Here is a 12,954-nt window from a genome sequence, read left to right as displayed (position 1 = left end):
CCGTTATTAACCGTCAATCAACCAGGCTAAGGCTACGCCACATAAATAGGCGGCAAGGCAAAAGAAGATTTTCTGTTTGAGTGACAGTGCGTTTAATCGAAAGTGCACACTTATTCCCTCGAGTTGGAAAAAGTCGATGTTGGTAGTTCAGGTGAGGCGTTTTTTTTCAGGCGTCGATGTCAATGACTTCGGCATAAGCTCCAAGGCTGCTGAAAAAACGTACCTGTCGCTCGATGGCAAGTTCAGGTTTTCAAGTTTGCATGGCGCTGTTTGTGAACCAAAGATTGCCGTTTTCTGACGCGTTGGACTGATGGCCGCTGCATCAAAGGCAAAATAATCATTGGCTAGATAGCCTGTGCAAATCCTATAACCGGACTTTTCATTGCCCAGCGTCTTTTTGCTGTTTTCAATGCGCGTCAGGTCGGCGCTGTAAAGTTCCTTGTCCTTGGCCATGGCCTTGAGAGAAAACACCAAACCAAAGGATGCGATTGCGAGGTTTTTCAGCAGCATCGATATGCGTTCCTTGTTAATGAGTTTTCAGGCAGGACACAGAGTCAGCGCGCAAGGAATCATGATCAAAGTGCGATTAGCGAAAAGTCGTGAATATCACTAATGGTATTTTGTGCTGGGGAAGGAGGGGGAAGATCGATCGCCCCGTCTTCGTCATGGTATTCATTCTCAAAGTAGATGTTCAGTTGCGACAACTTTAGTTTCTCATTCGGGCTCAATTCTATTTGGTAGAACTCGATTTCCGTGCTGCCGGCAGAGTATTCATCATGCGCCACCGAATGAAAGGATATTGCAGCTAAAGATAGGACTGCCAAGATTCTGGTTATCATCGATTTGACGACTCGCAAAAAATGTATGTTTTCATCTGGCACCCAGGAGAGTGTTCGGATGAGAGGGACGTGGAGCCGGTTTTGTGCCGAGTGACAACAGGCACGGCTCCGAACGCCAAAGTGGAGTGATCTTGAAGGGGAAGGAACGTCTGATTCAAATCAGTGATTATTATTTTTCTGTTTGAATCAGCGTTAGACAGAACAAGAGCGCATCAAGCCCTGTCGTCTGGTCAAATTTTTGGGACAGCCCTGGGAGGCCCTAGTGACTCATGCAGCGCAAGCGACTCAGTTCGTGCACATAAACGCACAGGGTGTTTTTATCGGTGGTAGGAATCAATTCGTAGTTTAGAACAGCGCCTTCTTGCAGAACGTATTGGCGTTTGAAAAAGAGATCAGGTGTCTTTTCGATGGCGAATAGCTCGTTATCCTGGCTAAGTTTTACAGTGCTGATTTTTATCTGAAAGTGATGCTTGCTTTCTCGGATAACATCCGCCGATACAGTCGCGTTACGAATCTTTCCGTTCAGGCTTTCCAGCATGGTTTGGGTCAGTCGACCGTGCCCGATAGTCAGGTACTCTTCCGTATTGAGCTGATTCGAATCTTCGAGCCATTGTCGAGTGATGGTTTGATAGCTGGTGTTTTCCATGTAATGAGATGGAGAATAAGTCAGTAAAAAAATACAGGCGGCATTGATGATCGCAAGCATTATCCAATGAGCGGTTGACGATATTGTTGGCTTCATAGGGTGGCTTCCAAACATTGCCGGATCATCAGTGCGAGGTCTTTCTGTTCGCTGTTCAATTGTAGGTTTGCAGTGCTTAGATCCGGGCGAACGCACGAAACGGAATAGTTTGATTTAGCGAGATTCAACCAGACCTGGCCTTTCAAGTTCGGCGAAAACTGTTGAACCTGTTTAGCCGAAAGATCTCTCAGCGATTGAGCCTCGGCGACACTGTTGGCGACTGCATGGATGACCAACTCATTCTGTTTTATGCTGGAAACTTCTATTTTCGGCGTGTCGAAGGTGGTGTGGAAACCCGTGAAGGCACAGACTCCCAAGGTCAAGAGATAACCGATCAACTGGGCTTTTGTTATGCGAGTTGGTTTTATGGGTTTCTCTGAAGGCAACGGGAGATGATCTTTTGCGCTTGGTGGAAGCTGTTCAATGATGGGTACGGCGGATTGTGCGGCCTCATTTGAAGGCGTCGGCAAGCCTGTCGGTGCATCGACTACATAATGACGGTTGAAGCAATATCCTCTTCGAGGAACCGTCATCAAGATCTCGTGATCTCTACTGTCGTTGAGAATATTTCGAAGTGAGAAAACGGCCTGATTCAAACTACCGGAGGCGACGACGCGGTCATTCCAGGCGTAGTCGATGATCTCCTCACGGCTTTTAGTCTGACCCGGCTCCATAAGCAGCAGACCCAGTAGACGCGATTCAGCTCTACCTATCGTGGAGTTTTGAACATCTCCATGAGGTGTCGTGATGGAGAGCAAGGCAGTATCCGGGTCGAAAAGAACCATGGAATCATTTTTCAACTTGAAGGCGTAGCGCATGCGAATCCTCCGTTCAGGTGGTTCTGGCTGAGTATAGGGACGGCTTTGATGGGCTGGATCTGAGGCAATACAGGCTTGTCGGGGAGATGAACGGCTATGCGTGAGCAAGCACGCAAGGTGCAGAGAGCGTCACTGGACAATGCTGGAGCAACCCATCAAAAGTCTCACTGGAATCAGGCAAGGGTAATCCACGGGGTTTAATCGGAGGTCATGATGATGCTCAGTACGAGTCATCTGCGCCATCCGAAAACTGCAGGGCAGAGTATCGGACGGCTCGTTGTTCAAGCACAAGCTTGCGACCTGGCGATATCCGCGCCCTGTATTGAAGCGAAGATTTGAATGCAGAGGGAGGCTGGAGGGAGAAGGGAAGAGTGGCATTACTTCAGGGGGAAGGATGAACTTGCAGGCATTCCAGTGCAGCCCGTTGGATCGATTTCACAATCTGCATCAAGAATGCCTGTGCCTTGTAAAGGAACGGCTGGATCAAGGCTGAACGTTGTAGCCACGCTGTTGCAGGCAACTGCTGTACACGGAGTTGTTGGCGGTGATGTTTTGCTCGGTGCTTTTAAGGTCCTGCCTGCGTTCCTGGCGCTGTCTTGATGCGCCGATCATTGCGCCGGCCGTCGCGGCGCTGCGGGCATGGTTCTGGCGATAGTCTTGCTTGATATCGTCGTCGATATGGTCATAGACGTTTTCATGTTGCCGGCCCCGAACTTCCGCAGCGGTGGCCCCGGCGATGGCGGCGGTAGTCGCGCCTTTTATCCGGCCACCGTAGGGCACGGTGTTTTGTATCGGGAACTGAGCATTGGCCTGCGACTGGCAGGCACTGGTGTCTTGCTGGATCGTCTGGGAAGTCTGGCCTTTCAGGGGAACCACCGTTGCCGCCAACGCTCCGGAGCTGGCGAGCAATACAACGGCCGATAAGGTAAAACTCAGTATTTTCATCAAGTCGGACTCTCGTTGGACGTCGCTGCCTGGCCTGGCGGCCTGTTTTTGGCAGACGCAGCGTGACTGTCGTTCTGAAACCCTAGGCCTTTCGAGGCAATGCAAGGTTTGCGCTGGGTATCCCGCAGTTGTCACTGCCTGGAAAGCAGTGTCTGCATGTCGTTGGTCATGCTTTTGAAGGCGACCTTGAAGTCATTGGCGACTATCGGCTGGCTGGCGTTTTTCAAGGTCTCGCCGAACACCTTGCGCACCATCTTGGCGACCGGCAAACCGGTTTTGGCATCGATCAGGTCGGCTTCGAGATACAACTCGGCCGTCTGATCGCGATGGCCGGTGGCTGCCTGTGTTGCCCCGACAATGGCGGCGATGGGGACGACCTCATACCAATGCATGCCTTCGTTGCTGGCGCTGACGCCGGTGATAGCCGCCCGCAAGATCAATGTCCGCGAATGGGCCGGTGCCTGCTGCGCATTCGAAACGATCCTGTAGGTGGGAGCGAATGCGTTCCTGACGCTGTTGCTGGCGATGATCTGCAGGTCTTTCAGGGTTTGCAGGTTGACGCGCTCGGTCGGTTTCGGCGCTGGATACAGCTCTACCTGCTTGAACACGACAGTGGAATAGGCGTGAGGATCGAACCCTGGCGCCACCCAGCGCAGCACCTTCTGTTCACTTGGCGTGGTGTGTTCCTCCAGCCCCTGATAATTGGCCAGGAAGCCCGAATATTGCTCTTGCTGCGCCACCTTCGAGACACACCCGACCTGGAATATGCAGCTCAAGGCAATTCCCACGATCCATTTGTTCGACATGCACATGTGTTCTGTTCCCAAGTGATGAACGTTGTCATTCAGGTTCCGACCTGGCCCCCGGCACCGACCCGAGCTACGCGAAGCGGATGCTCGCCTGTCGCTCAATGCGTGGTGGATGCTGCCCGGAGTGGCTGGATAATCCGAATCAATAATCCTCAACAACAATCAAATTTCATCGCCCGTGCGCATCCGGCCGCATGTCAGGGGACTACGCAAGCCAAGTGTATCCAGACCTCTCAGCTCGAAGCCCGTGCCTCTGGTGAGACGGATTTGATTATCCGGTTTCAATTTTTTCCGGCGGTTCGACGATGGTGACAACGGACCTATATGGCCCGTTGCCTTATGTCCGGATTGCTCAAAACAATATGATGAAACGATATAGCAACTGATTTGCGCTCCGAAAAAGCCTGATCTATACATCCAAGCCACACATTGATGAGGTGTGTGGCAAGCAAGGGCTCACGGAACATGAGCTTCTGCATAACAAGGGATAGATTTATTGCTTCAAGGATGATTCAGCCATGCATGCGTATCGTCATTTCGGGCGCTATTCGGTTTTCCAACGAAACCCCGATTCATTGATCAAGGCCCTCGGCCAGGTCGCTCACAGTGACTGGCAGCCGATTCGACCTGCCGCCCCTCATACCTACCGCCTGCGCGGTCATATCCATTCTGCTCGCTGCGCCTTGGTGACTGCTGGTCATCAACCCCGTGTCGGCGTGTGGCGTGAAACATCCGGGTGTTCTACTCGGATGACCCTGGGCAATAGCCCGAACGGGTCCCGTAAGGGCAATCCGTTGTTCTGAGGCGATCCTGCCTCGATCCAAGCGAATGCCGGACCCGATCGGTTCACCCCACAGGTGACCCGACGCGGGTTCCGTGTAGGCGTTCGTCCAACCTTTTCATGACGCAGTACCCACTTTTCCAGGATGGAGATGGTTATGACTGTACTCAGAGTTGGCATCGTCGGCCTTGGCGCGCAGATGCAAGAAAACCTGCTGCCCACGCTTCTGCAAATGCCGGATATTCGCATCGTCGCCGTGTGCGACAGCGACCTGACCCGCGCCGGACAAATCCACCGTTTCATTTCCGAGGTCGCGATCACCGACGACTTCGACGAGATGCTCGATACCGCTGCGCTGGATGCGGTGGTCATGGCGTGCCCGCCCCAGGCGCACCGCGACCTGGCAATCAAGGCAATGGCCAAGGGCGTGCATGTTTTCGTCGAGAAGCCGCCGTGCTTCACCCTCGCCGAGCTCGAATACCTGATCGGCGCGGCTCGCCAGGCCCAGGTGGTCACTGGCGTGGGCATGAACTTCAAATATGCCAAGCCCATGCGCCAGCTGCGCGATATGACGCGCACCGAGCAGTTCGGCAAGGTCGTGCACATCCAGCTCAACCACTATGCGAGCAAACCCACCGCACCGCTGTGGGGGCTGGACTCCACCCTGCGTTCGTTTCTGCTGGCCCAGGCGATTCACACCATCGACCTTGGCGTGACCTTCGGCGGTGGCGAATTGCGGGATATCGAATCCCGGGTGCAACGCCACGAGGACTCGTTGCTGGTGAGCCTGGAACTCGGCTTCAGCTCCGGCGCGACGGTCAGCCTGCTGAGCGGAACGATGTTCCCGTACTTCGAATTCGACATGAAGATCGTCAGCTCCAATTCGATGATGGTCGAGCTCAACAACCTGTGGAACATCACCCTGCACGAGCCGGTACATGGCACCGGGGCAACCGGCACCGCCAAGCGCTGGCGCGGCGCGTGGCAGCCGGGGCCGTTGGATTCGGGTTATGAGCGCAGCGGTTATTTCGGCGAACTGGAGAAGTTCTTCGACGCGGTGCGCAACCGTTCGCCTTACGAGGCCAGCTTCGAGAGCCTGCTGCCGACCTTCCGGGTGATTGAGCAGATCTGTCATGCCGACAGCGCCCGCGCCGATGTCGCCCCCGTGCTTGCCCTCCACTCCACCCATGCCGCCAAGTCCCCAGCCTTTCTCGGAGCCCAGACCAATGTCCTCTAATCTCTCCAGCGCCGCGCGCATCTCCGTTTCCGACAAGTACCGTCCGATGTACGCCGACGATCTGCTGACCCTGCAGAACACCCTGGAACGGCCACTGTCCGGTACCAGCGATGTGGTGGGCGAATACGAGGCCAAGCTGGCGGCCTGGTTCGAGGCGCGGCATGCGATCGCGGTCTCTTCGGGGGGCGCGGCCCTGAGCGTGGCGATCTACGCCGCCGGCGTCGGTCCCGGCGACGACGTCCTGCTGACGCCGAGCTGCCCGCTGTGCACCATCTATCCGATCATCGCCGCTGGCGCCAACCCGATCTTCGTCGACACCCGCCGTCACGGTTTCGGCGCCGACCCGGAGTCGATCAAGGCCCGCATCACCCCGCGTACCCGGGCGATCATCGATATTCCGATGTGGGGCTACCCCACCGAAGTCGATGAGCTGCAAGGCCTGACCCGTGAACTGGGGATCAAGCTGATCCTCGACCTGGCGCATTCCCATGGCAGCACCCTCAATGGTCGGCCGCTGTCGGCCTATGGCGACCTGTCGTGCTTCAGCACCCACGAACGCAAGCCGCTGGCCACCGGTGAGGGCGGTTTCATCCTCACCGACGACGACCAACTGGCCCAGCGTTGCCGTGACTACAGCCGCTTCGGCAACCTCAACGGCAAGGACTTCGGCCTCAACTACAAGCTGGCCGCGCTGCCTGCCGCCCTGGGCGCCAACCGCCTGGACTCGCTGGCCGCGCAGATCGAGCAACGACGCGCCAATGCCACCTACTTCCTGCAGCAACTCGACCATAGCAAGGTGCGGGAAAAGGTCATCATCGAGGGCGGGCGGACCAACTACTACTTCCTCAACCTGGAACTGCATTTCGCCGACAACCGGGCCTTCATCGATTACCTGGACGAGGCGGGCATCCCGTCGGATATCAAGCGCTACGGCTGCAAGGCGCTCTACGAGTTCCCGGCGCTGGCCCAGTACCGCAACGACTGCCCGAACGCCGAGGCGCTGCTGGCCAGCATGACCACCATCCCGGTCCATCCGGACATCACCCACGCCGAACTGGACTACATGGCCGAGCGGATCAACCAGTACGGTGCGCCATGATGACGGACGTCCCCGATCGTTCGACCCTGGACCGGCATTTCACGGCCTCGGCGTTCGTGTTGAATCCGGACCGCAAGATGCTCCTGCTGCACCATCGCAAGCTGGGGGTCTGGCTGTACCCGGGCGGCCATATAGAACAGGGGGAAACCCCTGATGTGGCGGTGCTGCGCGAGATCTACGAGGAAACCGGGATTCACGCCGCCCTGCTGGGCGAGCGTGACCTGGAACTGGCCGATGCCGAGACCGATGTCACGGTGTTGCACCAGCCTTACCGGATCCTCTGCGAGTTCATCGATGACAAGCGCGGGCCGCATTACCACCTGGACCTGATCTACCTCACCGCCACCGACCTGCGGGCTTGCCCGCCGGAGCGCGAGGTGGAAAACGCGCGCTTCTTCAGCCGGCAGGAAACTGCCGAGCTGAAGATGTTCCCCAACTTCCGGCGCATGGTGGACCGGGTATTCGCCGATGCCGAGGTGTGGGACATGGTCGGCAGGAAGGTGGCGCCATGAACCAGGCCATCTCCCGACCCACCCGGGTCATCGCGGACAAGTGCGGCCACGATACCCCCGACGATGTGCCCGAGCTGCAACGCGCCCTGGCGACAGGGCTGACTGGCACCTCGCAGATCGTCGAGGACTACGAGACCGCGCTCGCTGTGCTGTACGGCGTGCGCCACGTGATCGCCGTGTCGTCGGGGGCCGCTTCGGTCACCGCGGCACTGGCCGGCGTGCGCTTCCAGCCGGGGGACGAAGTGATAGTCGCGCCCACGTGCCCGATCTGCACCGTCCTGCCGATCCTGTCCCTGGGCCTGGTCCCGGTGTTCTGCGATGTGGCGCCGGACAGCTTCGGGCTCGACCCGGAAGACCTGCAACGCTGCATCGGCCCGCGGACCTGCGCGGTGATCGAGGTGCCGATGTGGGGGTATCCGATCGCCTCGCACACCACCTGGGCCACCACGCGCCAGGCCGGCATCCCGCTGATCCAGGACCTGGCCCACGCGCACCTGACGCGCCTGAACGGCAGCTGGCTGGCGCAGCATGGCGACATCAGCTGCTTCAGCACCCACGACTGCAAGTTCATGTCCACCGGTGAGGGCGGTTTTGTCATGACCGATGACGACGAGCGCGCCAGCCGTATCCGGGCCTACACCCGCTTCGGCAATCTCACCGGCGAAACCCTGGGCATCAACCTCAAGCTCGGTGGCCTGCAGGCCGCCCTCGGGCTGGCGCGTTCGCGGCAGCTGGAAAGCCGTCTGCACCAGCGCCAGGACAACCGCCGGCAGCTGCTGGAGCAACTGGACAACCCGGCGATCCGCGAACTGCCGCTGACCCCCGGTGGAGAGGCCAACGCCTATGCCTTGCTGTTGCAGGCAGTGGGGCACGATGGGCGTGAACTGGTGCATTACCAGCAGCGTCATGGCATCCCATCGGACATCGGCAAGTACGACAACCAGCCGCTGTACCAGTTGCCGCTGCTGGCGCAGTACCGCCGCGATTGCCCCAACGCCGCCCGGTTGCTACGTTCGCTGACCACGGTGCCGCTGCACCCGGGCCTGGCGGACGACGACCTGGCATACATTGCAAAGGTGCTCAATGACTACTCCCCAGCCTGATACCGCCGTGGGCGGTCGACATGCCGTGGTCATCGGCGGCAGCGTGACGGGCTGCCTGACGGCCGCGGTCCTGGCCCGGCGTTTCCAGCGGGTCACGGTGATCGAGAAGAGCGATTTCTTCGACGAAACCGGCCCGCGCCAGAGCCTGCCCCAGGAGCATCACGTCCACCTGTTGCTGCTGCGCGGCAAGCAGATCATCGAAGGCATCTTCCCCGGCACCCTGAGCGCCCTGGAGCAGGGAGGCGCGCAAGTGGCCGACCTGGGTCATGACGTGAAGTGGTACCAGGGCGGGCGTTGGAAAAACCGCTACCGCAGTGGCATCTACGCCCATTACTGCAGCCGGCGGCTGATCGACAACCAGCTGCGCCGGGCTTTGCTCGGCGTGCTGAACGTCGAGGTGCTGTCCAGCACCCGGGTCACGCAGATCGAGTTCACCGGGGCCGATCCTTCCCGGCGGGTCGAGGCGGTGACCGTCGACGATGGGCACGGCGAGCGGACGCTGCGCTGCGACCTGCTGGTCGACGCCAGCGGGCGTGGCACGCGCTTGCCGACGTGGCTGAAAGAGGCCGGCTTCGGCGAGGTCGAGACCAGCGTGGTCAAGACCGAGCTGGGTTATGCGTCGCGCATCTACCGGCGCCTTCCGGCCTATGCCGAACAGTGGCAGGTCCTGCTGGTGCTGCCCAAGGCGCCGTTGCAGCGTTCCATGGGGGTGATCAGCCCGATCGAAGGCGACCGCTGGATGGTCACCACTGGCGGCTGGTTCGGCCATTTTCCCGGTAACGATCCGCAGGAGTTCCTGCAGGCGCTGGCGGCGCTTCCGGTGCCGGACATCCATGAGGTGATCCGCGACGCCGAGCCGCTGTCGCCGGTCCACACCTTCAAGATGCCCGGCAGCCGCCGCACCCACTTCGACCGGGTCGAGCACTGGCCCGCCGGGCTGCTGGTGGTCGGCGACGCCCTGAGCAGCATGAACCCGCTGTACAGCCAGGGCATGACCATCGGCGCGCTGGAGGCCGATTGCATCGACCGCCACATCGACGAAGTACTGCAGGGCGGCCAGGGCTTTCGCCAGTTGCAGGGCCGCCTGTGCGGGGTGGTCGATGGCGCCTGGAGCATGGCCACCACCGAAGACTTCCGCTTTCCCGAAACCGTTGGCCAGCGCAGTTGGCGCACCCGTTTCCATCATTGGTACGGCGCCGGCCTGGGCCAGGTCTCGGCGAACAATCGGCGGGCCCTGGAAACCCAGATTGGCGTGACCAACCTGGTGATGGAGCCCAGCAAGCTATACACACCGGCGATCGCCTCGCGTATCGCCCTCAACGCCCTTCTTGCGGAGAAAACCCGACCATGATCGATGATCGACTGCACTTCTCGGGGATCGAACACCTGGTATTCGACTGGAACGGCACCCTGATCGACGATATCGCCCTGGCGGTCAGCGCGGTCAATCGCTGTGGCGAGCGTTACGCGGTGCCGCCCATCGATGCCGTTCGCTACCGTGCGCTGTTCGACTTTCCGATTGCCGATTTCTACGCCTCCCTGGGGTTCGATCTGCAGCGCACGCCCTTCGCGCAAATCGTCGAACATTACCTGGAGCACTTCGATACGAATGTCGCGCAGTGTCCGCTGCACGATGGGGTGTTCGAGGTGCTGGAGGCGGCGCGCAATGCCGGCATCGGCGTCTCCATTGTGTCCGCCTCGCATTGCGACGTGCTGCTCCAGACCCTGGAGGCCAAGGGCCTGCGCGGGCATTTCGAGCATGTCGTGGGGCTGAGCCACAACCAGGCCACCAGCAAGACCGCCGAGGCCCTGATGCTCCAGGAGAAGCTCGGCACACCGGCCGGGCGCACCCTGTTCATCGGCGACACCCTGCACGACTACGATGTGGCGCGGGCCGTCGGCTGGAAGCCGCTGCTGGTCAGCACCGGCCATCAGGACATCGACCGCCTGCGGCAGGCCGACGCCCCGGTCTTCCGCGGCTTGGGCGAATTGCTGGGCCATTACGCCAGCACCGAGCGGCGCGCCGTCGTTCGCGAGGGGGCCTGATCATGGACACTGCGCACATTGTCCTGCTTGGCCTGATCGCTGTTTCGCTGCTGTTGCGCGCGCTGGTGGCGTTCTATTACCGGGATGCGCAGCGGGTGCTGCGCCTGCTCAAGCTGATACCGCGCCTGGAGGGGCGGCGGGAGCAGTACTACCGCCCGCTGGATACCTGGTTCGCGCCGCTGCCCTTTGTCTGGACGTGGCTGGATATAGTCGCCGCGGTGCAGGCGGCATCGATCTACTCGTCGCCGCTGGCCTGGCTGGCCGTGCTGCTGTGGAGCGGCGGGCGCATGCGCGCGTTGCAGGAATTCGGGCACAACGCGGTGCACTTCGCCCTGTGTCGCCACCATGGCTGGCAGTGGTGGCTGAGTAACCTGTTCTACCAGTTCCCGATGTTCAAGCGCGACATGCGCAGCCGGCACCAGACCCATACCCTGGAGCACCATCGCCACCCCAACCATCCGCAACTCGACCCCAACCGCGCCCGGGTACATGCCGGCGGCTACGTTGCCGGCCTGTCGCCCAGCGGTTTCTATGGCCTGTTGCTGTACCCGCTGACCCCTCGCGGGGCCTGGGTGAATCTCACCACCCTGGTGCGCAGCAGCCTGCTCAACCACTCCCGCCTGACCACCCTGGTGCGGTGCCTGAGTGTGGCGGCGGTGGCGGCGTTGCTGTACGCCTTCGGCGGCTGGAAAGGCGTGTTGTTCGGCTGGTTGCTGCCGCTGCTGACGTCCTATCCGGTGTTTGCCTGGATCTCGCTGCTGACCGAGCACCGCTGGTTCATCGAAGGCACCGCGCGCAATCGCCGCGAGCTGGAATACCTGGCGGGCCGGCCCACCGATTACTTCGGGATTTCCGGCTGGCTGGTACGGGTGTTCATCGCCCCGACGTCCGACGCCTATCACCTGGCACATTCCCTGTACCCCGGCGTGCGCTGGAACTACCTGCCGGCGATCGACCGGCACCTGAAAATCCACGAACCGCGCTACAGCACCAACGCCAGCGAAGGGTTGCTGTTGCCCCGCGGCAATGCGCCCACGGCCCTGTCCGAACTCTATGAACGCCTGGTGTGCACCGAACACGAACCGTCCCCCCTGAAGTCGAGAGGTAGCCTGTGACCCATTCCACTCCAACCCAGCACGTTCAACGTATCGGCATCATCGGCGGCAGCGGCCTGCAACAGCTGCCAGGCCTGCAGGACATTCAACAGGTGGAGTGCACGACCGCCTTCGGCACGCCGTCCTCGCCGCTCACCCTGGGCACGCTCAATGGCGTGCCCGTGGCCTTTGTCCAACGGCATGGCGTGGGGCACGTGATTCCGCCGGCCTCGATCAATGCCCGCGCCAACATCGCCGCGCTGCGCAGTGTCGGTTGCACGCAACTGCTGTCGGTCAGCGCGGTGGGCAGCCTGACCCACGACGCGCCTCCAGGCAGCTTTGTGCTGATCGACCAGTACATCGACCGCACCATCCAGCGTGAAAAAACCTTTTTCGGCCCCGGGCTGGTCGGCCATGTGCCTTTCGGCGAGCCGGTTTGCGCGCGCATGCGTGGCGTGCTCGCCGAGAGTGCCGAGGCCACCGATATCCAGGCGCGCAACGGCGGCACCTACGTGGTCATGGAAGGCCCGCAGTTCTCGACCCGCGCCGAGTCCCACCTGTACCGCCAGTGGGGCGGCACGGTGATCGGCATGACCGCGATGCCCGAAGCCAAGCTGGCCCGCGAGGCCGAGCTGTGCTACGCGATGATCGCCATTCCGACCGATTTCGACTGCTGGCACGAATCCCACGAGCCGGTGAACGCCACGCTGGTGGCGCAACGCATGGCGGACACCTTCAACCTGACCCGGCGCCTGGTGACCGAAGCCGTGACGCGCCTGGGCCGGCATGCCGGCGCCTGCCCCTGCGGTTGCGACCGCGCCCTGGACACCGCGGTGATGACCGCTCCCGAGCACCGGGACCCACGCATGGTCGAGCGCCTGTTGAGCGTTGCGCCCAATGCCACTCATCTGTCAGCGAACAAGGAATGA

General features: G+C 60.4%; 13 protein-coding genes. 8 read left to right on the top strand and 5 right to left on the bottom strand.

All coding sequences use genetic code 11. The annotated features are described in order from the left end of the window. Window positions 1–147: 147 nt before the first annotated feature. From C4K38_RS32130 to C4K38_RS32105, 5 genes are all read right to left on the bottom strand, one after another. Window positions 148–510, bottom strand: coding sequence for a hypothetical protein (locus C4K38_RS32130; protein WP_053276787.1), 363 nt, complete (start codon window positions 508–510; stop codon window positions 148–150). Window positions 511–1,098: 588 nt separating this feature from the next. Then, the gene (locus C4K38_RS32120) at window positions 1,099–1,581 is read right to left on the bottom strand and encodes a hypothetical protein (protein WP_053276785.1); all 483 of its coding nucleotides are present in this window, start codon (window positions 1,579–1,581) and stop codon (window positions 1,099–1,101) included. Continuing rightward, the gene (locus C4K38_RS32115; protein ID WP_053276784.1) at window positions 1,578–2,399 is read right to left on the bottom strand and encodes a winged helix-turn-helix domain-containing protein; all 822 of its coding nucleotides are present in this window, start codon (window positions 2,397–2,399) and stop codon (window positions 1,578–1,580) included. The genes C4K38_RS32120 and C4K38_RS32115 overlap by 4 nt, the downstream gene beginning before the upstream one ends. A 483-nt stretch (window positions 2,400–2,882) precedes the next feature. Continuing rightward, entirely contained in the window at window positions 2,883–3,344 is a 462-nt protein-coding gene (locus tag C4K38_RS32110; protein WP_053276869.1) for a hypothetical protein, read from the bottom strand. 131 nt (window positions 3,345–3,475) lie between these two features. Further along, complete coding sequence (locus C4K38_RS32105; protein ID WP_053276783.1) at window positions 3,476–4,156, bottom strand: DUF3313 domain-containing protein; 681 nt, start codon at window positions 4,154–4,156, stop codon at window positions 3,476–3,478. A gap of 935 nt (window positions 4,157–5,091) precedes the next feature. On the opposite strand from C4K38_RS32105, the gene C4K38_RS32100 reads away from it, so the two are divergent. The 8 genes from C4K38_RS32100 to mtnP are packed head-to-tail and all read left to right on the top strand — an operon-like array spanning window position 5,092 to window position 12,954. Then, a complete protein-coding gene (locus C4K38_RS32100; RefSeq protein ID WP_053276782.1) occupies window positions 5,092–6,171 on the top strand; it encodes a Gfo/Idh/MocA family protein in 1,080 nt (359 codons plus the stop codon). Continuing rightward, complete coding sequence (locus C4K38_RS32095; protein ID WP_053276781.1) at window positions 6,161–7,270, top strand: DegT/DnrJ/EryC1/StrS family aminotransferase; 1,110 nt, start codon at window positions 6,161–6,163, stop codon at window positions 7,268–7,270. The genes C4K38_RS32100 and C4K38_RS32095 overlap by 11 nt, the downstream gene beginning before the upstream one ends. After that, complete coding sequence (locus tag C4K38_RS32090) at window positions 7,270–7,782, top strand: NUDIX hydrolase (RefSeq protein ID WP_226303174.1); 513 nt, start codon at window positions 7,270–7,272, stop codon at window positions 7,780–7,782. The genes C4K38_RS32095 and C4K38_RS32090 overlap by 1 nt, the downstream gene beginning before the upstream one ends. Further along, window positions 7,779–8,885 (top strand): DegT/DnrJ/EryC1/StrS family aminotransferase, encoded by a 1,107-nt coding sequence (locus C4K38_RS32085; protein ID WP_053276780.1) that lies wholly within the window; start codon window positions 7,779–7,781, stop codon window positions 8,883–8,885. The genes C4K38_RS32090 and C4K38_RS32085 overlap by 4 nt, the downstream gene beginning before the upstream one ends. Next, window positions 8,866–10,236, top strand: a complete 1,371-nt coding sequence (locus tag C4K38_RS32080; protein ID WP_053276779.1) for an NAD(P)/FAD-dependent oxidoreductase — start codon at window positions 8,866–8,868, stop codon at window positions 10,234–10,236. The genes C4K38_RS32085 and C4K38_RS32080 overlap by 20 nt, the downstream gene beginning before the upstream one ends. Then, window positions 10,233–10,931, top strand: coding sequence for an HAD family hydrolase (locus C4K38_RS32075; protein WP_053276778.1), 699 nt, complete (start codon window positions 10,233–10,235; stop codon window positions 10,929–10,931). Before C4K38_RS32080 ends, C4K38_RS32075 begins: the two co-directional genes overlap by 4 nt. A gap of 2 nt (window positions 10,932–10,933) precedes the next feature. After that, the gene (locus tag C4K38_RS32070; RefSeq protein ID WP_053276777.1) at window positions 10,934–12,046 is read left to right on the top strand and encodes a fatty acid desaturase family protein; all 1,113 of its coding nucleotides are present in this window, start codon (window positions 10,934–10,936) and stop codon (window positions 12,044–12,046) included. Further along, window positions 12,043–12,954 carry an S-methyl-5'-thioadenosine phosphorylase gene (gene mtnP / locus C4K38_RS32065; protein WP_053276776.1) on the top strand — a complete coding sequence of 304 codons (912 nt, stop codon included), beginning with the start codon at window positions 12,043–12,045 and terminating at the stop codon, window positions 12,952–12,954. The genes C4K38_RS32070 and mtnP overlap by 4 nt, the downstream gene beginning before the upstream one ends.

This window comes from Pseudomonas chlororaphis subsp. piscium (assembly GCF_003850345.1).
In the GTDB taxonomy this organism is placed as follows: Bacteria; Pseudomonadota; Gammaproteobacteria; order Pseudomonadales; family Pseudomonadaceae; genus Aquipseudomonas; species Aquipseudomonas piscium.
This window is presented reverse-complemented; position numbering and strand designations above follow the sequence as displayed.